This window comes from Plastoroseomonas arctica, assembly GCF_018128965.1.
Lineage (GTDB): Bacteria > Pseudomonadota > Alphaproteobacteria > Acetobacterales > Acetobacteraceae > Plastoroseomonas > Plastoroseomonas arctica.
Window position 1 is genome coordinate 115,145 of the sequence record NZ_JAAEDH010000011.1, and the last position, 20,382, is coordinate 135,526.

General features: G+C 68.8%; 17 protein-coding genes and 1 other RNA gene. 5 read left to right on the top strand and 13 right to left on the bottom strand.

Annotated features, from left to right (window positions below; translation table 11 throughout):
• Positions 1-6 precede the first annotated feature (6 nt).
• Positions 7-804 (top strand): MFS transporter, encoded by a 798-nt coding sequence (locus GXW79_RS21665; protein ID WP_367614886.1) that lies wholly within the window; start codon positions 7-9, stop codon positions 802-804.
• Positions 805-1,115: 311 nt separating this feature from the next.
• Here GXW79_RS21665 and GXW79_RS11320 read toward each other — a convergent pair whose 3' ends face one another.
• Positions 1,116-2,291, bottom strand: coding sequence for an acetyl-CoA C-acetyltransferase (locus GXW79_RS11320; protein WP_211874498.1), 1,176 nt, complete (start codon positions 2,289-2,291; stop codon positions 1,116-1,118).
• Positions 2,292-2,344: 53 nt separating this feature from the next.
• Entirely contained in the window at positions 2,345-3,583 is a 1,239-nt protein-coding gene (locus tag GXW79_RS11325; protein WP_211874499.1) for an alpha/beta fold hydrolase, read from the bottom strand.
• 277 nt (positions 3,584-3,860) lie between these two features.
• Between GXW79_RS11325 and phaR the strand changes: the two genes are divergently transcribed.
• A complete protein-coding gene (gene phaR, locus GXW79_RS11330) occupies positions 3,861-4,454 on the top strand; it encodes a polyhydroxyalkanoate synthesis repressor PhaR (RefSeq protein ID WP_211874500.1) in 594 nt (197 codons plus the stop codon).
• Between the two features lie 6 nt (positions 4,455-4,460).
• Here phaR and GXW79_RS11335 read toward each other — a convergent pair whose 3' ends face one another.
• From GXW79_RS11335 to GXW79_RS11355, 5 genes are all read right to left on the bottom strand, one after another.
• Positions 4,461-5,270 carry a TIGR00282 family metallophosphoesterase gene (locus GXW79_RS11335; RefSeq protein WP_211874501.1) on the bottom strand — a complete coding sequence of 270 codons (810 nt, stop codon included), beginning with the start codon at positions 5,268-5,270 and terminating at the stop codon, positions 4,461-4,463.
• Positions 5,267-5,845 (bottom strand): 5-formyltetrahydrofolate cyclo-ligase, encoded by a 579-nt coding sequence (locus tag GXW79_RS11340; protein WP_211874502.1) that lies wholly within the window; start codon positions 5,843-5,845, stop codon positions 5,267-5,269. Before GXW79_RS11340 ends, GXW79_RS11335 begins: the two co-directional genes overlap by 4 nt.
• Positions 5,832-5,986, bottom strand: a non-coding RNA gene (gene ssrS / locus GXW79_RS11345) — 6S RNA. Before ssrS ends, GXW79_RS11340 begins: the two co-directional genes overlap by 14 nt.
• Positions 5,987-5,995: 9 nt before the next feature.
• Positions 5,996-6,325: a cell division protein ZapA gene (locus GXW79_RS11350; RefSeq protein ID WP_211874503.1), complete on the bottom strand. Its 330-nt coding sequence runs from the start codon at positions 6,323-6,325 to the stop codon at positions 5,996-5,998.
• Between the two features lie 3 nt (positions 6,326-6,328).
• Complete coding sequence (locus GXW79_RS11355) at positions 6,329-6,568, bottom strand: hypothetical protein (protein ID WP_211874504.1); 240 nt, start codon at positions 6,566-6,568, stop codon at positions 6,329-6,331.
• Positions 6,569-6,626: 58 nt separating this feature from the next.
• On the opposite strand from GXW79_RS11355, the gene GXW79_RS11360 reads away from it, so the two are divergent.
• Positions 6,627-7,007, top strand: coding sequence for a hypothetical protein (locus GXW79_RS11360; protein WP_211874505.1), 381 nt, complete (start codon positions 6,627-6,629; stop codon positions 7,005-7,007).
• Here GXW79_RS11360 and GXW79_RS11365 read toward each other — a convergent pair.
• A complete protein-coding gene (locus tag GXW79_RS11365) occupies positions 7,004-7,528 on the bottom strand; it encodes a papain-like cysteine protease family protein (protein WP_211874506.1) in 525 nt (174 codons plus the stop codon). The two genes, GXW79_RS11360 and GXW79_RS11365, sit on opposite strands and share 4 nt — an antisense overlap.
• A gap of 223 nt (positions 7,529-7,751) precedes the next feature.
• Here GXW79_RS11365 and GXW79_RS11370 point away from each other — a divergent pair, with 223 nt between their 5' ends.
• On the top strand, positions 7,752-8,672 hold the full coding sequence (locus GXW79_RS11370) for a class I fructose-bisphosphate aldolase (protein WP_211874507.1): 921 nt from the start codon (positions 7,752-7,754) through the stop codon (positions 8,670-8,672).
• A 182-nt stretch (positions 8,673-8,854) separates the two neighbouring features.
• Here the strand turns inward: GXW79_RS11370 and GXW79_RS11375 are convergent, their stop codons facing one another.
• Together GXW79_RS11375 and GXW79_RS11380 are read right to left on the bottom strand one after the other, a co-directional pair.
• Positions 8,855-11,146, bottom strand: coding sequence for a DEAD/DEAH box helicase (locus tag GXW79_RS11375; protein ID WP_211874508.1), 2,292 nt, complete (start codon positions 11,144-11,146; stop codon positions 8,855-8,857).
• Positions 11,143-12,948, bottom strand: coding sequence for an ABC-F family ATP-binding cassette domain-containing protein (locus tag GXW79_RS11380; RefSeq protein WP_211874509.1), 1,806 nt, complete (start codon positions 12,946-12,948; stop codon positions 11,143-11,145). Before GXW79_RS11380 ends, GXW79_RS11375 begins: the two co-directional genes overlap by 4 nt.
• 97 nt (positions 12,949-13,045) lie before the next feature.
• Between GXW79_RS11380 and GXW79_RS11385 the strand changes: the two genes are divergently transcribed.
• Positions 13,046-13,330 carry a hypothetical protein gene (locus GXW79_RS11385; RefSeq protein ID WP_211874510.1) on the top strand — a complete coding sequence of 95 codons (285 nt, stop codon included), beginning with the start codon at positions 13,046-13,048 and terminating at the stop codon, positions 13,328-13,330.
• 21 nt (positions 13,331-13,351) lie between these two features.
• Here GXW79_RS11385 and GXW79_RS11390 read toward each other — a convergent pair whose 3' ends face one another.
• The 3 genes from GXW79_RS11390 to rpoC all read right to left on the bottom strand — a co-directional run bounded on the left by GXW79_RS11390 (position 13,352) and on the right by rpoC (position 20,293).
• Positions 13,352-14,932 carry a 2-isopropylmalate synthase gene (locus GXW79_RS11390; protein WP_211874511.1) on the bottom strand — a complete coding sequence of 527 codons (1,581 nt, stop codon included), beginning with the start codon at positions 14,930-14,932 and terminating at the stop codon, positions 13,352-13,354.
• 234 nt (positions 14,933-15,166) lie between these two features.
• Entirely contained in the window at positions 15,167-16,009 is an 843-nt protein-coding gene (locus GXW79_RS11395; protein WP_211874512.1) for a nitroreductase family protein, read from the bottom strand.
• A 120-nt stretch (positions 16,010-16,129) separates the two neighbouring features.
• Complete coding sequence (rpoC, locus tag GXW79_RS11400; RefSeq protein WP_211874513.1) at positions 16,130-20,293, bottom strand: DNA-directed RNA polymerase subunit beta'; 4,164 nt, start codon at positions 20,291-20,293, stop codon at positions 16,130-16,132.
• Positions 20,294-20,382 lie beyond the last annotated feature (89 nt).

Here is a 20,382-nt window from a genome sequence, read left to right on the forward strand (position 1 = left end):
GGATGGATGCGGCGCTGCTGCCATTGGTTGCCGGCCTCGGCGCGATCGCCGTCGCGGCGCTTGTCGCGCTGGTCGCCTGGGAAAAGCGCGTCACCGACCCCCTGCTGCCGATCTCGCTGCTGGCCGAGCCCTCGGATTTGGCGGAGCAACCTGATGGGCGCCTGCGTCTATGGCGCGATGATCGGGTCGATTGCCTTCCTGCCGATCTTCCTGCAGGCGGTGCGCGGGCTGTCGCCCGGCCAGGCCGGGCTGGTGCTGCTGCCGCTCTCGGTCGGCGGGGCGCTCGGCGCGGTCATCTCGGGCCGGCTGATGCTGCGCACCGGGCGCGGCATGCTGTGGCCGCGGATCGGGCTCAGCGTCGCGGCGACCATGCTGGTGGTGATCGGGACCGTCGCGGAATTCGCGCCGATCTGGCTGATGCCGATCCTGCTCGGGCTGACCGCGACCGGCTTCGGCACCTCCTTCCCGGTCGGGCAGACGACGGTGCAGGTGGCGGCCGGCCCCGCGCGCCTCGGTGCCGCGGCGGCATCGGTGCAGTTCTCGCGCAACCTCGGCGCGGCGACGGGCACGGCCATACTTGGCGCAGTGCTGTTCGGCGGCCTGGCCCTCGCCGGGGGCGAGGTTGCGGCGATGTTCGCCCGCGTGATCGCCGTCCCCGGCATCGTCACGAGCCTGGCGCCGGCGGACGCGCTGGCCCTGCGGCACGCACTGGTCGGCGCCTTCAGCGCCCTGTTCTACACAGCCTCGGCATTTACGGTGGCAGGCGCGGTGCTGGCGAGCCGCGTGCCGCTGCAGCGGTTCTAGGCGCGCACGGACGGGAAGCAAGCTTGGGGGCGCTGCCCCCAAACCCCCGCCGGTGATCGCGCCGATCCCCGGACCCCTGCGTGTTTTGGCCCTGGGCTTGAGGAGGGGTGCGACTTGCTTGCAGCGCCGGCTGGGGGAGGGGGCGCGTCGAGGAAGTTCGCCTGATCACCGGGTTCCACGCGCCACCTCGCCAACCCTGCTCGCCTCCGGCGAGACTCCCTCACCAACCTAAGAACCAACAGATGGAGGTCCAGGATCGACACGATCCTGGCGGGGGTCCAGGGGGCAGCGCCCCCTGGCCTTGCCTTGCTTCAGTCGCGCTCCAGGCACATCGCCACGCCCATGCCGCCGCCGATGCACAGCGTGGCCAAGCCCTTCTTCGCACCGCGCTTCTGCATCTCGAACAGCAGCGTGGTCAGCACCCGCGCGCCCGATGCCCCGATCGGGTGCCCGAGCGCGATGGCGCCGCCATTCACGTTGACCTTCGAGGTATCCCAGCCGAGGTCCTTGTTCACCGCCAGCGCCTGGGCGGCGAAGGCCTCGTTCGCCTCGATGAGGTCGAGGTCGTCGATGGTCCAGCCCGCCTTGGCCAGGGCCTTGCGCGAGGCCGGGATGGGCCCGGTGCCCATGATGGAGGGATCGACGCCGGCCGTCGCCCAGGAGACGATGCGCGCCATCGGGTTGATGCCCCGGCGCTTCGCCTCCTCGCCGCTCATCACCACCAGCGCGGCCGCGCCGTCATTGATGCCCGAGGCGTTGCCGGCGGTCACCGAGCCGTCCTTGGAGAAGGCGGCGCGCAGCTTCTGCAGCACTTCCATGGTGGTCTCGGGCTTCGGGTACTCGTCGGCGGAGACAACCACGTCGCCCTTGCGGCCCTTGACGGTGACCGGGACGATCTCCTCGCCGAAGCGGCCGGACTTCATGGCCTCGCCGGCCTTGCGCTGGCTGTTTAAGGCGAACTCGTCCTGCTGCTCGCGGGTGATCTGGAATTTCTGGGCCACGTTCTCGGCCGTGTTGCCCATGTGATAGCCGTGGAAGGCGTCCAGCAGGCCGTCGCGCAGCATGGTGTCGACCAGCTGCAGGTCGCCCATCTTCTGGCCCGAGCGGAGCTGCTGGGCGTGCGGCGCCTGGGTCATGCTCTCCTGCCCGCCCGCGACCATGATCTTCGCGTCGCCCGAGGCGATCTGCTGGGCCGCCAGGGCCACGGCGCGCAGGCCGGAGCCGCAGAGCTGGTTGATGCCGAAGGCGGTGTGCTCGACAGGGATGCCGGCATTCACGCTCGCTTGGCGCGCGGGGTTCTGGCCGGAGGCGGCAGTGAGGATCTGGCCGAGGATCACCTCGTCCACCTCGGCGCCCTCGACGCCGGCGCGCTCGAGCGCGGCCTTGATGGCGATGGTGCCGAGCGCATGGGCGGGCACGGAGGCGAAGGCGCCGTTGAAGCTGCCCACCGGGGTACGGGCCGCGGAGGCGATGACGATGTCGGACATGACTGGTTATTCTCCCTTTGGTTGCCCTGAGTGTGGGCCTTTGCCCCCACCACTCACAAGGGCAGCGGATGCAGGCCAGCGATCCATTCGGCGAGGGGGGTCCACAGCGCCGCCTCGGCCTTGGTCCCGGCGACCATCCCGACATGGCCTGCGGCGGCCTCATGCACCGTCGCGCCCGGCATCAGGGAGGCCAGCGCCAGGGCCGAGGCGGGGGGAACGATGCGGTCGCGGTGGGGAATGGCGAGGAAGGCGGGGCCGCGCCAATCCTGCGGCCGCACCGCCTGCCCGGCCACGCGCCACAGGCCGCGCATCGGCGTGTTCTCGCCATACCACCCGCCCAGGCATTCGCGCGCGACCGCGGCCGCAAGCGGTACACCGTCATTCAGCCAGTCCTCCATTGCCACAAAGGCTGCCGCGCGCGGCGTCCGGGGGTCGAGCCCTGCGAAGGCGCGGTACTTCTCGCCCACGCCGAACGGCTCGTTGACAGCGAACAGCAGCTGGATGGCGTCGACCGGCAACACATCCTCCAGCGCGAGGATGGGCTCAAGCAGCGCCAGCAACCGTGCCGTCGCCTGGCCCGCGGCGAGGGTGGCGGCGAAATCCCAAGGCGTGGCCAGCAGCGCGAGCGCCGCGACGCGCTCGGGCCGGTGCTGCGCGGCGGCGAGGGCGATCAGCCCGCCCATGCAGTAGCCGACCAGCACGACCGGTCCGGGCAGCGCCTCGAGCGCCGCGGCTAGGCGCAGCGTATAATCGGTGAGGGTGAAGCCCCGCTCGGCGTCGCCCGGCACGCCCCAGTCGAGCAGCAGGGGCCGCATCCCCTGCCCTGCCAGGTGGCGCAGCATCGACTGCCCGGGGGCTAGGTCGAGGATGTGCGCGCGGTTGATCAGGGAGGGCACGAACAGCGCCGTCGGCCCGGCGCCTACGTAATCCGTTACCCGGCTGCTTCCCGCGTGCCATAAGCAGGGCATGGGCTCGAGCGCGGCCGGGATCTCGGCGGCACGATAGGCGCGGATACCGGCGAGCAGCGCGCCGTGTTCGGCGACCAGCCGCCGCCGCACCGCGGCGGCCAGAGCCTCAGGCGGCTGTCCGGTCGCCGAGAGCGCCTGGGCGATGCGCTTCGCCTCCGCCTGTCCGGACTTCGAGAGCGGCCAGGCGCTGTTCCAGGGCGGCGATGCGCTCCAGCAGGGCTGCTTCGCGCGCTCGCCCTGCGGCAGCGACAGCGTCGCCGCCATGGCCCGCATCGTGCTCAGGCCCAGGTGGAACGGCAGCGGGCGCGGCCCCCGGCGCAGCATCAGGGCGCGCCGCGCCGAGCAGCATCGCCATGCGCGAGGCCAGCGCCGGGTCGGCGACAAGCGCCTGGACTTCGCTCTGCCACAGCGCAATCCAGTCCTTCGCCAGCTGGTCGAGCGTGGGCGTGGGGTGAGATGGCATTCCCGGGCGGCGTCCTTGTGGCGTTCCTCACGGGTCTAAAGTAGCGCGGCGGGGAAACAACACCAGGGGAGGAAACCGCCTTCGCACCGCAGCAAACCCTGCTAGTATTGGCGCCACGAGTGAAACGGGACCGCGACCATGGCGCAGAACACAGCCGAGCGTGCCGACCCCGGGGCCGCGCCCCAGCCACCGGTTGTCGTCAAGAAATACGCCAATCGCCGTCTCTACAACACCGAGAGCTCGTCCTATGTCACGCTCGAGGACCTTGCGAAAATGGTGCGGATCGGCCGCGACTTCGTGGTCTATGACGCGAAGTCGGGCGACGACATCACCCGCTCGGTCCTGACGCAGATCATCGTCGAGGAAGAGAGCAAGGGCCACAACCTGCTGCCCACGCCGTTCCTGCGCCAGCTGATCGGCTTCTACGGGGACAACATGCAGGGCCTGGTGCCGCGCTACCTGGAATTCGCGATGGAGGGCTTCTCGCGCCAGCAGGAGCAGATGAAGACCGCCATGGAACGCACCATCGGCGGGTTGATCCCCTTCGCACCCGGCATCGGCGGCCTCGAAGAGCTCGGCAAGCAGAACATGGCAATGATGGAGCGCGCCATGTCGCTGTTCACGCCGTTCGCGCGCAGCGAGGCCCGCGGCGAGCCGCCGAGCGTCGAGGCGCTGCAGGAGGAGATCCAGCGGCTGCGCGCCCTGCTTTCGGAGCATGAGAAGAAGGCCTGAGCGAAGCTACGGCATCGCTGGCCGGAGGCTCCCGCCCAGCCTGAGCGGCGCAACGCGCAGCGCCAGGCCCGTCGCGTCATCGGTTTCCACGAACAGCCCGCAGATGGTGGCTGGACCCTCGGCCGGCGCCAGGCGCTCGGAGGGTACCTTGCGCCAGAAGCGCAGGCTCGCGGCGCCCTTCTGCATGCCGATCACGCTGTCGTAGTCGCCGCACATCCCCGCATCGGACTGGAAGGCGGTGCCACCGGCAAGGAGGCGGTCATCCGCGCTGGGCACATGGGTGTGAGTGCCGATGACCAGGCTCGCGAGCCCATCGAAGGAATGCGCCATCGCCTGCTTCTCGGAGGTCGCCTCGGCGTGGATGTCGATGATGATGGCCTGCACCGCAGACCCCATCGGGTGCTTCTGCACCTCCGCCTGGATGGCACGGAACGGGTCGTCGAGCGGCTCCATGAAAAGCCGCCCCATCGCCTGCAGCACGAGCGCTCGGCGCCCTCCCGGAAGGTCGACGATCACGCTCCCTTTGCCCGGGGTGCCCGGCGCGTAGTTGAGCGGCCGCAGCAGGCGCTTCTCCTCGCCGATGAAGGGGATGATCTCCTTGCGGTCGAAGGCGTGGTTGCCGAGCGTCAGCACATCCGCGCCGGCCGCAAAGAGCGCGCGCGCCATCTCGGGCGCGAGCCCAAAACCGTGCGAGGCGTTCTCCGCATTCACCACGATGAGGTCGAGCGCGAGGCGCGCGCGGAGGTTGGGCAGTTCCGCCTCCACCGCGTCGCGCCCGGCCCGGCCGACGATGTCGCCGAGGAACAGGATCTTCAAGCGCCGGTCCCGCAGCGGATGACGCCCGCCTCCGTCGCCACCACCGGCAGGCGCCAATCATGCGGCCCCATCGGCACCTCGGGCATCTCCTGGCTGGCAAAGGCGACGCCAATGGCATGCGCATCCGGCAACCCCGCCAGGGTGCGGTCGTAATAGCCGCCGCCATAGCCGAGTCGGCCACCGGCGCGGTCGAAGGCGAGCAGCGGCACCAGCACCACGTCCGGCACCACCACCACTCCGTGCGAAGGGTAGCGCGTGCCCATCGGCCCGTCGGCTAGCGCGTCGCCAAGCGCCCAGGCGCGGAATTCGAGCGGTAGCCCGCGGGCCGGCGTGAAGGGCAGCGCCAGAGCGTGGCCGCGCGCGAGAAGGGCATCCATCAACGGGCGCAAGTCGACTTCTCCTGGCAGGGGCCAGATGCCGGCCACGCAAGCACCGGGCGGCACCAGCCCCGCGGCCAGCACATGATCCGCAAGCGCGCGCCCGGCGGCGAGCGGATTGCCCAAACGCGCTGCACGCGCGGCGTTGCGCGCGGCGCGCTTGGCGGCGTCGAGTTGAAGAAAGTGCGGAGCCACCATGGCCGTTGGTCTCGAACCCTCCCAAGGCCTGCTAATGCAGGTGGGCACCAGATAATCGGACCAGGATCCGACCAGCGCCAGTTCCCGGGAGATGCTTATTGGCCCTGGGGGTTACTTGCCTGACGCACCGGGCAGCCCCGCATCCCCTACCTAGGGCGCCGCAAGCTCGCCCGCAATGGCCTCGATCCGCTCGGCGACCGCGACCAGGCGCCCAGCCATCGCATCATCCTCGGGCAAGGCCGTGGATGGCGGCGCCGACTTCAGGGCGCCGATCTCCTCGCGCAGGTCGGACGCCTCGTCGGCCAGCTGCAGAGCGGCGAGCACCAGCATGCGCGTCTCGCCCAGCTGTAGCCCCATGGCCTTGAGTGCCGCGATGCGCCGGTCGACCTCGGCCGCCATGCTCACCAGGTGCTGTTCCTGGCCGTCCTGGCAGGCGACCGGATGGCTGTATCCGCCGATGCGGACGGTGACCTGCGCCAAGGGCTACTCCTCCTCGCCGACCAGGGCGGGTTCGGGCATCAGGGCGGCATGCAGGGCGACGAGCGCGCCGTCCAGCCGGGCCGACAAGGCGAGGAGCTCGGCCTTCGGCACCATGTCCTCGGGCATCGCCGGCGCCACGGCCGGGGGCGCCGGCCTTGGCCGCGCCATCGCTGCGCCGAGCGCGGCCACCGCCGCCTCCAGACGCGCCACCGCCGCCTCCATGCTCACCCTCTCCGCGCTCACTTAGACCCCTGACCAAACCCTGTTCAAGCCTTCGCATGCGCACTACCACTGGTCAACAATGAGGCAGCCGCCGGCCGTCACGATCTACAGCGCAGCGCAGGCGCGCGCGGCGATCGACGCTGCGGGACCGCGCGGCGTGCTGCTGCTCTCCGCCCCTGCCGCGGCGGGGTTTCTCGGCCCGGCCTGGTTCGCGGCTATGGTGGTCGGACACGAGCCTGCGGCGCTGGATTGCGGCGCCGATCCCGGCCATGCCCTCGCCGCGCTGCGCTTCGGGATCAAGCGCATCATCCTGGCCGAACCGAGCGACGGCCTGCTCTCCTGCGCCGCTGAGGTGGGGGCAGACATCCTGCCCGAACGCCCGCCTTCGCTCGACCTGTTCGACTGGAACCTCGGCAAACCCCAGGCGCGTGCGGCGCTGCGCGTCTGGCTCGCGGGCTAGGTGGTGGGCTTCACGCGGGGGGTGTGCTGCGCGACGTTCTTGCGCAGCATGCTGTCCGGGATGCTCCACATGAACAGGGCATTGAACACCGCGAGCGTCTGGCGCGTGTTCGGCGCATTCTCGGGATCATGGATGATCACCTGGCCGCGCTGGTCGTCGGCCCCGATCAGCGCGGAGCAATGGCCATAGGTTGCACCGGCTGCATTGGTCTTGGTCCAGGAGATGAGCTGCGGGCCATAGCCGCGCAGCAGCGTCGCGAGGGAGTCGATCGTCCAGGCCTTCGCCGGGGGGTAGGCCACCTGCACCAGGTTCTCGTTCTTCTGCAGCGTGGTCGTGTCGGTGATCGGCTTGTGGCCCTGCGGCGTCCACAGCGAGGGATCGCCGAGCCGCGGCCCGGCCTCGAAATAATAGCCGAGCATGCAGGCGGAGCAGTACCAGCATCCGGTCGGGTCGTTCATCGCGTTGTTCGGGCCGAAGCCCAACTGCGTCACGAAGGGCACATCGAGATAGATGCCAGCCATCACCCTCTCCTGATCCTTGATGGGAACAGCGCGCGAAAGCGGCTGTATCGCTACAGAAATGAACGCTAACGGTTTCGCTTGCGCACGGTAAACTCACTTCGCCGTGATTGAAACCCGGCCTGATGCACGCGTATTGCACTATATCGGCGCGGGCCGGCGCGTGACTCCTACCCTCGCCTGCGCTATCCGCCCGCGCAGCCCAAATGCACAGGATTGTCCCCCGATGAAGCTCACCCCCCGCGTCGCCAAGATCCTCTCCTGGTACGAGAGCGACAATCCCGGCACCAAGGCGAACCTCGCCCGCATCCTCAATGCCGGCCGCCTGGGCGGCACCGGGCGCATGGTGATCCTTCCGGTCGACCAGGGCTTCGAGCACGGTCCGGCGCGCAGCTTCGCGCCCAACCCGGCGGCCTACGACCCGCACTACCATTTCGAGCTCGCCATTGAGGCCGGCCTCAACGCCTATGCCGCCCCACTAGGCTCGCTGGAAGCGGGGGCCGCGACCTTCGCCGGCTGCATCCCGACCATCCTGAAGGTGAACAGTTCCAACTCGCTGGCCACCACCAAGGACCAGGCGGTGACCGGCTCCGTCTCCGACGCTCTGCGCCTGGGCTGCTCGGCGATCGGCTTTACCATCTATCCGGGCAGCGAATACGCCTTCGACCTGATGGAAGAACTCCGCGACATGGCCGAGGACGCGAAGGCGGCCGGCCTCGCCGTGGTGGTGTGGTCCTATCCGCGCGGGCCGAACCTCGACAAGGTGGCCGAGACCGCGCTCGATATCGCGGCCTATGCGGCGCATATGGCGGCGCTGTTGGGGGCGCACATCATCAAGGTGAAGCCGCCGACGGAGGCGATCAGCCTTGACGCCGCGAAGAAGACCTATGCGAGCCACCCGGTCGAGGTCGGCGACGCGGCGAAGCGGATCGCGCACATCGTCCAGGCCTGCTTCAACGGTCGGCGCCTGGTAGTGTTCTCGGGTGGCGAGTCGCGGGGGGCGGATTCGCTGCTCGACGACGTACGCGCCATTCACGCGGGCGGCGGCAATGGCTCGATCGTGGGGCGCAACGCGTTCCAACGCTCGAAGCCGGATGCGCTGAAGCTGCTCTCCGACATCATTGATGTGTATCTGTCCGAGGTTTGAAGCGAGAATGCAGAAAGGCCGGGGAAAAGAATTTCCCCGAACCCCTTTCTTTTATTTTTGGATATTTGGTTTGGGTTGGCAGGTCGGACTGCGTTACGTGAGCGCGCGCTAGCTAAGCAGCCTGGACCAATAGACAAAAATAAAAGAAGAGGGGTTTGGGGGGAATTCATTCCCCCCAAGCTTCACGCCCTCTGGGAACTCCGCCGCTGCTGCCGCAGCACATCCTCGATCCACGCATTGAGGCGCGCCGTCTCCGCCTCCGCCTCCCGCGTCTCCGCATAGGCGTCAGGAAACCGCTGCGCCATCCAGCGCCAGGCGACCAGGCGGCGCTGCACCTTCTCGCCGCGTTGCAGCTCCTCGCCGCTGGCACGATCGGGCGGCGGCAGCTTGCCGGCCTCGGGCGGGGAGACGGTGCGGCCTGCGCCGTGCTCCAGCGCCCAGCGTGCGAGGCGGGGCACGCCATTGTCGCGCAGGTCGATCGGGCACAGCGCGTAGGTCCAGCGTTCCAGCAGGCTCAGGCGCGTGACGCCGTCGATGGCGGTCGCGATCGACATCGCGGCTTCGAGGTCGGCCAGGCGGTAGTTGGGGTCGTCCTTGCGCAGCACCGCGCGCTTGATGCGCGCGAGCACGCCGAACAGGCTGGTGGAGCCGATCTCGGCGGCGACGGCGGCGATGATGTCGGCGTCGGGCTGCACCAGCGGGCGGAGTTCGGCGGGGGTTTCGTGCGCGCCGAGCAGCAAGGCCTTCAGCGCCTCGGGCGAGCCCGCACCGGCGAGCACGGCCACCACGCCCTCCTCATGCAGGCCGTAGCGCCCGGCGCGGCCGCCGATCTGCTTCACCTCCTGGACGTTGAGGTCGCGGCGCTGGGTGCCGTCGAATTTCTGCATCGCGGAGAAGACGACGCGACGGATGTTGAGGTTGAGCCCCATGCCGATGGCGTCGGTGGCGACCAGGATATCGGCGTCGCCGCTGTTGAAGCGCGCGGCCTCGGCGCGGCGGACCTCGGGGCTCAGCGCGCCATAGACGACGGCGACGCGGCGGCCGCGGCGGATGAGCTCGGCGCGGAGGTCCATCACCTCGCGGCGCGAGAAGGCGATGAGCGCGTCGCCCTTCCGCAGGTCGCCCAGGCCGACAGGGGCCTTGGCGGCGATCAGCGGGCCCTTGCGTTCGAGGCTCACCTCGTCGAGCGCGTCGCCGCAGAGGGCGGCGATGAGGCGGACCATCGGGATGCAGTCCGGGGCGCCGAGGACGAAGATTTCCCGGGCCGGGGCGCCCATGATGGCGGCGGTCCAGGCGGCGCCGCGGTCGGGGTCGTGCAGCATCTGCGCCTCGTCGATCATCGCGACGTCGACGGGGGTGCGGAAGGGGCACATCTCGACCGTGGCGGCGATGTGCCTGCTGCCGGGGACCAGCAGCCGCTCCTCGCCGGTGGTGAGCGAGGCCTGCACGCCGCGGCTAGCCAGCGCCTCCCGGAATTCATGGGCGAGCAGGCGCAGCGGCGCCAGCGCCAGGCCGGATTGCGATTCCGCGAGCCGGTTCAGGGCGAGGTAGGATTTGCCGGAATTGGTCGGGCCGGTGACCAGCGTGATGCGGCGGATCAGCGCGCGCGCGGTGGCGAAATGGGCGGCATAGCGGTCGAGTGCCGCAACGCGCGCGATGGCGGCGTTCGCCCCCCTGCCCTGCGGGAGTACGGGCGCGGCCGGCGTGGTGTCCCGTGTGCGCCACAGCGGCACTTCGGCGCGGAGTGGGGCGAGTTCGGCAGGGTCGAATTCCCAGCGTTCGCCGGATTTGCCGGGCAGGCGGCGCGCGACGGGGATGAGGCCGGCAGCGATCCAGCGCAGGGCTTCCTTGGCCGTGCAGCCGAGCAGGTCCGGCACCGGCTGGAAGGGCACCAGGGACTGCTCCCAGGCGCGCAGGCGGCGGATTTCCTCGCGCTTGGAAGTGCGGGCCGCGACCTCGGCCTCGCGGCGTTCGGCGCGGCGGGATTCTTCGGCGATGCGCGCGTTGGTGGCGAAGCGGGCGGGGTCCGGGTGCGCGTGCGCGACAGCGACGGCGCGCGCGAGTTCGTAAAGGCGCGGGGGGGTGAGCGCGCCGCCGGTCTCGGCGATCTCGGCGGCGATGGCCTCGAGTGCGGCGTCCGGAGTGCGGCCGGCATCGCGCAGGCGCGGCAGCAGGGCGGCGTCGAGTGCGGCGTGCAGCGTGTCGTCGGAGGCATCGATGCTGGTGACGGAGTCGGCGGCGGCACGCACATCCTCGCGCCGGGCCCAGGCGATGCCGGCGCGGCTGGCGAGGTCGGCCAGACGTCCGACATAGCCGCGCCGCCGCAGCTTTAGGAGTGCGGTGGCGACGGTGGTCTCGGTCGCGGGCAGCGCGCGGGAGACCTCGCGGATGAGCGAGGGCAGTTCCTTCGCGGTGAAGGACAGGCCGGAGGCGAGGATGGCGGCTTCGGCGGGCGAGACCGGCGTGTCGTTCATGCCTCGGCCGCCTCGCGCATGGCTTCGAGGCGCAGCCATTCTTCCTCGGCCGCGGCGAGTTCGGACTCGCGCAAGGCGAGGCCGTTGGTGAAGCGCTTGAAGGCGGCGTGGTCGCGCTTGAACAGCCCGGAATCGGCGAGCTTTTCGCGCAGCAGCTTGATTTCGGCGGTGAGTTTTTCCATGCGCGCCGGTAGCGATTCCAGCGCGTGCTTGTCCTTGAAGGACATCTTTTTCGCGGGCGCTGCCGCGGCGCTGGACGCAGCACCACGCGGGCGGGATGCAGCCTCGACGCCGGCGCGCGCCTGCACGCCGCGGCCGCGCTGGGCGACCATGTCGGAATAGCCGCCGGCGTAATCCTGCCAGCGGCCATCGCCCTCGAAGGCGAGGATGCCGGTCACGGTGCGGTCGAGGAAATCGCGGTCGTGGCTCACCACCAGCACGGTGCCGCCATACTCCGCGATCAGTTCCTGCAGCAGGTCCAGGGTTTCGAGGTCGAGGTCGTTGGTCGGCTCATCGAGCACCAGCAGGTTGGAGGCGCGGGCGAAGGCGCGGGCGAGCATCAGGCGGCCACGCTCGCCGCCCGAGAGTACGGAGACGGCGGTGCGCGCCTGTTCGGGCAGGAACAGGAAATCCTTCATGTAGCCGACGACGTGGCGCGGCTGGCCGTTGATGAAGACCTGGTCGCCGCGGCCCTCGGTGAGCGCCTGGGAGAGCGTGGTCTCGGGCGGCAGCGCCTCGCGCTTCTGGTCGAGTGTCACCATCTCGATCGCGGTGCCGCGGCGGATGGTGCCGCTGTCGGGTTCCAGCTCGCCGGTCAGCATCTTCAGCAGCGTGGTCTTGCCCGCACCATTGGGGCCGACGATGCCGATGCGGTCGCCGCGCATGATGCGCGCATTCGCCTCGCGGATGATGGTGCGATCGCCGTAGGTTTTGGTGGCGTTCTCGGCGAGGGCCACGAGGTTGCCGGAGCCTTCCGCCTCGCTCGCGGCCATGCGGACATTGCCCTGCGGGCCCTGGCGCTCGCGCTTCTTCTGGCGCAGGGCCTGGAGGTCGCCCAGGCGCTTCACATTCCGCTTGCGCCGCGCGGTGACGCCGTAGCGCAGCCAATGCTCCTCGCGCACGATCTGGCGCGCGAGTTTCTGGGCGTTCTGTTCCTCGACGGCGAGGATCTCGTCGCGCCAGGTTTCGAAATGTTCGAAGCTGCGTTCGAGGCGCAGCGTGTTGCCGCGGTCCAGCCAGACCATCGCGCGCGAGAGGCGTTCGAGAAAGCGCCGGTCATGGCTGATGGTGACGATGGCGCTGCGCAGGCGGCCGAGCTCGGATTCCAGCCATTCGATGGCCGGCAGGTCGAGGTGGTTGGTGGGCTCGTCGAGCAGCAGGATGTCGGGCTCGGGGGCGAGCGCGCGGGCGAGGGCGGCGCGGCGGGCCTCGCCGCCGGAGAGCTGGTCTGGGTGCTCGGCGCCCGTCAGGCCCAGGGCTTCGAGGAGGTAGTGCGCGCGGTGCGCGTCATCGCCGCCGGTGAGGCCGGATTCGACATAGGCGAGGACGTTGGCATAGCCCGCAAGGTCGGGCTCCTGCGGCAAATAGCGCAGCGTGGCGCCGGGCTGGAGGAACCGCGTGCCGGAATCGGCCTCCGCGAGACCCGCGGCGATGCGCAGCAGGGTGGATTTGCCCGACCCGTTGCGGCCGATCAGCGCCAGGCGCTCGCCGGGTGCAACCGACAACAAGGCACCGCCCAGCAGCGTGGTGGTGCCGAAGGCGAGGCGAATATCGGTGAGGAGCAGAAGCGGAGGTGCGGCCATGCGGCGGTATGGAGGGGAGCGCGCCCGCCGCGTCAAGCGGATGGCCAAAACAATGCGGTTGCGGCAGCCTTCACGCTTCGCTGACCGGAGGTGCCCGATGCGCTGTCTTGCCCTTGCCCTTCTCTGCCTTCCAAGCCTCGCCGTGGCGCAGCCGCAGCCGAACGGGCGCTACCAGGTGACGGCCGCCATCGGCACGCCGCCCACCATCGTCATGCACGACACCAGCACCGGGCAGAGCTGGGTGCTGGTGCAGACGCCTGGCCCCCCGGTGCAATGGGCTCCGGTGCGCTTCTGGGGGCCGCAGAACAGCCTCACGCCGCTGCCGCCGACGCCCACGACGGTGGGCACCCGGGCCGCCGCCGAGGCCACGCCGCCGCGCTAGGTCACGCCTGAGCTGCGAGAGTCAGGCGCTCAGTGCCTCTGGCTCTGTCCGTTCCCGCTTCACCAGCAGCTTGTTCAGCGCGTGCACATAGGCGCGCGCCGACGCCACGATGGTGCAAGTGTCCGATCCCTGGCCATCGACCAGCTTGCCGTTCTCCTCGAATCGCACGGTCACGCGGGCCTGCGCGTCGGTGCCGCCGGTGATGCTCTGCACCGCGAAGAGCTTAAGCTGGATCTCGTGCGGGAAGGCCTGGCGGATGGCGTTGAAGGTCGCGTCCACCGCGCCGTCGCCAGGTGCGGCCCCGGTGCGGCTTTCGCCGTCGATTTCGAGCGTCAGGGTCGCGCTCGGCTTTTCATCCATGCCGGTGGAGACGGAGAGCGCGGTCAGGCGGATGCGGTCATGGCCGCGGACGACCTCGTCATCGACCAGGGCCGCGATGTCCTCGTCGTAGACGACCTTCTTGCGGTCCGCGATGTCCTTGAAGCGGCGGAAGGCGTCGTTGAGCTGGTTGTCGCCGATCTCGCCATAGCCCAGCGCCTTGAGCTTGTCGCGGAAGGCGGCGCGGCCGGAATGCTTGCCGAGCACGAGGGAATTTGTGGTCCAGCCGACGCTTTCGGGCGTCATGATTTCGTAGGTGGAGGCGTCCTTCAGCACGCCGTCCTGGTGGATGCCGGATTCATGGGCAAAGGCGTTGCGGCCAACGATGGCCTTGTTCGGCTGCACGTCGAAGCCGGTGATGGTGGCGAGCAGTTTTGAGGTGCGCAGGATACGCGGCGTCTGGATGCTGTTCTTGAAGGGCAGCACATCGTGGCGGGTGCGCAGCGCCATCGCGACTTCCTCGATCGAGGCATTGCCGGCGCGTTCGCCGATGCCGTTGATCGTGGCCTCGATCTGCCGCGCGCCGGCGTTGATGGCGGCGAGCGTGTTGGCCACAGCCATGCCGAGGTCATTGTGGTTGTGGGCGGAGAAGACGACCGTGTCGGCACCAGGTACGCGCTCGCGCAGGTCGCGGAAGATGGCGCCGATATCGGCGGGCATGGAGTAGCCGACGGTGTCGGGGATGTTGATGGTGGTGGCACCGGCCTTGATGGCGGCCTCGACGCAGCGGCACAGGAAATCGGGGTCCGAGCGGGAGCCATCCTCGGCGGACCATTCGACGTCGTCGGAATGCTGGCGGCCGAGGGTGACGCTGCTGGTTGTCAGCTCCACGACCTCGTCGCGGGTCATGCGCAGCTTGACGCGCATGTGCAGGTCCGAGGTGGCGAGCACGATGTGGATGCGCTTGCGCGCGGCGGGCTTCAGCGCCTCGGCGGAGCGGAGGATGTCCGCGGGATTGGCGCGGCCGAGGCTGGCTACTACGGGGCCGTCCTTGGCAAACAGCTGCGCGATGGAGCGGACGGATTCGAAATCGCCGGGCGAGGCGATGGCGAAGCCGGCTTCGATGACGTCCACGCCCAGCTCGTGCAGGGCCTCGGCCATGCGTAGCTTCTCCTCGAGGTTCATCGAGAAGCCCGGCGATTGCTCGCCGTCGCGCAGCGTGGTGTCGAAGAAGATAATGCGGTCGGGGTCCAGCGTGCCGAAGCTGGGGTGGGTGACGGGCATTGGGCGTGTTCCTTGGCTGATGACTGTGCGCGCGTTCCTCAAGACCCCTGAGCGTACCGGCGCTATCGGCCGGGGTGGCGGCTCAGGGGCGGATAAGTCGAAGGAGGAGCGGACGCGCGGCGCCGCGGGCGGGGTGCCCGGCGGAAGGCCCAGCGAAGGGGGAGTGCGACGTCATCGGTGCGGAGCCTAGCGGAGAGGGCGCGGGGGATGCAAGCGCGACCCCCGCGTGGTGCCTCAGCGCAGCGGGAAGCCCAGAGCCTCGATCGCGGCGCGCATCTTGTCGCGGCCGGACAGCGCCTTGAAGGTGCCGAGGCGCGAGATCACGCGCTGGGTCCAGTTCGAGGTGGCCATCTCGTTGCGCGTGGTGAAAGCGGTCATGCGGGCATCGTAGTCGGCGCGCTCGGCCTGCTCGTTGGCGCTGTCGTAGCGGCCGTGGTGCACGATGACGGATTGCGGCAGGCGCGGCTTCACCTCGCCCTCGGCCCCCTCGCGGGCGTGGCCGACGCAAAGGCCGAAGACGCCCATGACCTGGGGCGGGAGGTTGAGCAGCCTGGCCACGCGCTCGGGGTCGTTGCGGAGCGCGCCGATATAGACGGTGGACAGGCCGAGGGACTCTGCGGCGACGACGGCGTTCTGCGCGGCAAGGGCGGCGTCGATGGCAGCGACGAGGAAGGTCTCCATGAAGGGCTGCCCGGCGAGTTCCACGCCTTCCTGCTCGGCCATGCGCGCGTTGCGCGAGGCGTCGGCGAGGAAGACCATGAACAATGGCACCTGCAGGATGTGCTTCTGGTTGTTCGCGACCTCGGCGAGCTCCGCACGCACCACAGGGTCATCGACGACGATGACGGACCAGGTCTGCAGGTTGGAGCTGGTGGCGGCCGATTGCGCTGCCGCGATCATGGTCTCGAGCGTGCCTTCGGGCAGAGACGCGTCGGTGCGGTAGCCGCGGACGGAGCGATGCGAGAGCAGCAGGTCGAGCGTGGCGTTCCAGGGACCAGCCGCGGGCAGCGCATCAGCGCCGTAGCGCGCTTCGAGCGCGCGGGTCTTGGTGTCGGCGCCTGGGTTCGATCCGTCCATCTCGATTGATCCTCGTGCTGCCGATGTCGCTCAGAAGAATGGCCCCGCCTTGCCGGCGGGGCCAATAGCCAAAAACAAAAGAAGAGGGTGCGGGAGAATTCCTTCTCCCGCTGCTTTCTTCTACTCCGCCGCGGGCAGTGCCGGCTGCGCCGCAGGCAGGCGCCCCTTGTCGCGCTGCGAGGCAATCGCCCGCAGCCGGTTCATCACCGAGCCCGTCCCCGCCGGGATCAACCGCCCGACGATCACATTCTCCTTCAACCCGCCGAGCACATCGACCTTGCCCGCAGTCGCGGCCTCAGTCAGCACGCGGGTCGTCTCCTGGAAGGAGGCGGCCGAGATGAAGGAGGTGGTCTGCAGCGACGCCTTGGTGATGCCCTGAAGCACGGGCTCCGCCACCGCGGGCCGTTCCTTGGCGAGCAGCCGCTTCTCGTTCTCGATCTCGAACTCGATGCGGTCCACCTGTTCGCCGATCAGGTAGGTGGTGTCGCCGGCGTCGAGCACTTCGACCTTCTGCAGCATCTGGCGAACGATCACCTCGATGTGCTTGTCGTTGATCTTGACGCCCTGCAGTCGATAGACCTCCTGGATCTGATCCACGAGGTAATCGGCCAGCTTCTCCACGCCGAGCACGCGCAGAATGTCGTGCGGCACGCGGGGTCCGTCGACCAGCGGGTCGCCCTTCTTGACGTAGTCGCCTTCCTGCACGGAGACGTGCTTGCCCTTCGGCACCAGGTATTCGCGGGGCACGGGCGGCTCGTCGCCGATCTGCTCGGGCACGACGAGGACGCGGCGCTTGGCCTTATAGTCCTTGCCGAATTCCACGCGCCCATCGACATCGGCGATGATCGCGTGATCCTTCGGGCGGCGGGCCTCGAACAGCTCGGCCACGCGCGGCAGACCGCCGGTGATGTCGCGCGTCTTCGACGATTCACGCGGCATGCGGGCGATGACGTCGCCGGCATGGACCATGGCGTTGTTCTCGACACCGACGATGGTGCCGGGCGTGAGGAAGTAGATGGCGTCGCCGCCACCGTCACGCTTGAGGACGTTGCCCTTCGCGTCGCGCAGGATCAGGCGCGGGCGGAGGTCGACCTGCTTGCCGGTCGACTTGTACTCGACCACTTCCTTGTAGGAGAGGCCGGTGACTTCGTCCGACCGCTCCATCTGCGTCACGCCGTCGAGCAGGTCACCGTGTTCCACGCTGCCGCCAATCTCGGTGATGATCGGCAGGGTGAAGGGGTCCCATTCGGCCAGCTTCTGGGCACGCTGCACTTCGGCGCCGTCCTCGACAAGGAGCTTGGCGCCGTAGGGCACGCGGAAGCGGCCGCGCTCGCGCCCGTTCGCGTCGAGCAGCGCCACTTCGCAATTGCGCGACATGACGATGGTCGCGCCCTGGCTGTTGGTGACGATCAGGCGGTTGGTGAAGCGCACGGTCGCATCGGTGGTGGCCTCAACCGCGGATTGCTCGGCGCCGCGCTGCGCGGCGCCACCGATGTGGAAGGTGCGCATAGTGAGCTGCGTGCCCGGCTCGCCGATCGACTGTGCGGCGATGACGCCCACCGCCTCGCCGACGTTCACCGGCGTGCCGCGGGCAAGGTCGCGCCCGTAGCACATCGCACACACGCCGACGCGCGCGTCGCAGGTGAGCACGGAGCGGATCTTCATCTGCTCCACGCCCGCCTTTTCGATGCGCTCGGCATCTGGCTCATCGATCAGGGTGCCGCGGGGGAGCAGCAGCGCGCCCGTCGCGGGGTCCATCACGTCTTCCTGCGAGGTGCGGCCGAGGATGCGCTCGGAAAGCGAGGAGACCACCTCGCCGCCATCCATCGCGGCGCGCACGGACAGGCCGCGCTCGGTGCCGCAATCGAGGTCGACGATGATGCAATCCTGCGCCACGTCCACCAGGCGCCGCGTGAGGTAGCCGCTGTTCGCGGTCTTCAGCGCGGTGTCGGCCAGGCCCTTGCGGGCGCCGTGGGTGGAGTTGAAGTACTCCAGCACGGTCAGGCCTTCCTTGAAGCAGTGGATGATCGGCTGCTCGATGATCTCGCCCGAGGGCTTGGCCATCAGGCCGCGCATGCCGGCGAGCTGGCGCATCTGGGCCGGCGAGCCACGCGCACCGGAATGCGACATCATCCACACGGAGTTGGTCGGCGTGCCGACCTCCTGCTTGGAGATCTCCTTCATCATCGCCTGGGCCACGGTCTCGGTGCAGCGCGACCAGGCGTCGACGACCTTGTTGTAGCGCTCGCCGGCGGTGATCAGGCCGTCGAGATATTGCTGCTCGAACTCCTTCACCTCGTCCTTGGTCTTGGCGATCAGCGCGGGCTTGGAGTCCGGGATCATCATGTCGTTCTTGCCAAACGAAATGCCGGCCTTGGCCGCCTGGCGGAAGCCGAGACCCATGAGCCGGTCGGCGAAGATCACGCTCTCCTTCTGGCCGCAATGGCGGTACACGGCGTCGATCACGTCGGAGATGTTCTTCTTGATCAGCTGGCGATTGACCAGGCTGTAGGGAACATTCGGGTGCAGCGGCAGCAGGGCGCCCATCATCGCGCGACCCGGCGTGGTGACGACGCGGATGGTGACCGGCTTGCCCTCCGCATCCACCGTCTTCAGGCGGAAGCGGATTTTCGTGTGCACCGTGATGTGGCCATTGGCGAGCGACTGCTCGACCTCGCCCATATCGGCGAAGGCCGGGGCCTTCTGTTCGTCGGCCACGCGGAATTCCGGCGATTCGAGGCTGAGGTAGTACAGCCCGAGCACGATGTCCTGCGAGGGGACGATGATCGGCTTGCCGTTGGCGGGCGAGAGGATGTTGTTGGTCGACATCATCAGCACGCGCGCTTCGAGCTGGGCTTCGAGCGACAGCGGCACGTGGACCGCCATCTGGTCACCGTCGAAATCCGCGTTGAAGGCAGTGCAGACCAGCGGGTGCAGCTGGATGGCCTTGCCCTCGACCAGGATCGGTTCGAAGGCCTGGATGCCCAGGCGGTGCAGCGTGGGTGCGCGGTTGAGCAGCACCGGGTGCTCGCGGATCACTTCCTCTAGGATGTCCCAGACCTCGGGACGCTCCTTTTCCACCATGCGCTTGGCGGCCTTGATGGTCGTCGCGTGGCCGTATTTTTCCAGCTTGGAGTAAATGAAGGGCTTGAACAGTTCGAGCGCCATCTTCTTGGGCAGCCCGCACTGGTGCAGCTTCATCTCCGGCCCGACCACGATGACCGAGCGGCCGGAATAATCCACGCGCTTGCCGAGCAGGTTCTGCCGGAAGCGGCCCTGCTTGCCCTTGAGCATGTCGGAGAGCGACTTCAGCGGGCGCTTGTTCGCACCCGTGATCGCCCGGCCGCGACGGCCATTGTCGAACAGCGCATCGACGGATTCCTGCAACATGCGCTTCTCGTTGCGCACGATGATGTCCGGCGCGCGCAGTTCAATGAGCCGCTTGAGGCGGTTGTTGCGGTTGATGACGCGGCGATAGAGGTCGTTGAGGTCAGACGTCGCGAAGCGGCCGCCATCGAGAGGGACCAGCGGACGCAGCTCGGGCGGGATGACCGGGACGACGTCCAGGATCATCCATTCGGGCTTCGCACCACCCTCGGCAAACGCCTCGAGCATCTTCAGGCGCTTGACCAGCTTCTTGCGCTTGGCCTCGGACGTCGTCTCCTTCAGGTCGGCGCGCAGGCGCACCGCTTCCTTCTGGCACTCGATCCCGGTGAGCATCTGCTTGACCGCTTCCGCACCGATGCCGGTGGAGAAGGCATCCTCGCCGAACTCGTCCAGCTTCGCCTGATACTGGTCCTCGCTGAGCAGCTGGTGCAGCTTGAGGTCGGTGAGGCCGGGCTCGAGAACCACGTAGCTCTCGAAGTAGAGGACCTTCTCCAGCTCCTTGAGCGACATATCGACCATCAGACCGACGCGGCTCGGCAGCGACTTCATGAACCAGATGTGGGCGACCGGCGAGGCGAGCTCGATATGGCCCATGCGCTCGCGCCGGACCTTCGCCAGCGTAACTTCCACGCCGCACTTCTCGCAGATGATGCCGCGGAACTTCATGCGCTTGTACTTGCCGCACAGGCACTCGTAATCCTTGATCGGCCCGAAGATGCGGGCGCAGAACAGGCCATCGCGCTCGGGCTTGAAGGTGCGGTAGTTGATGGTCTCCGGCTTCTTGATCTCGCCATAGGACCATGAGCGAATCTGCTCCGGCGAGGCGATCGAGATCTTGATCTGGTCGAAGGTCATCGCCTGGCCGGTCTGGCCCAGGATCTTCATCAGTTCATTCATGCCATGCACTCCGTCCGGCACGCCCCGTCGGGCGGCGAATGCGGGGAACCGCGGCGCTTCGGGGCGCCGCGGGTTGGTCTGATCAGGTT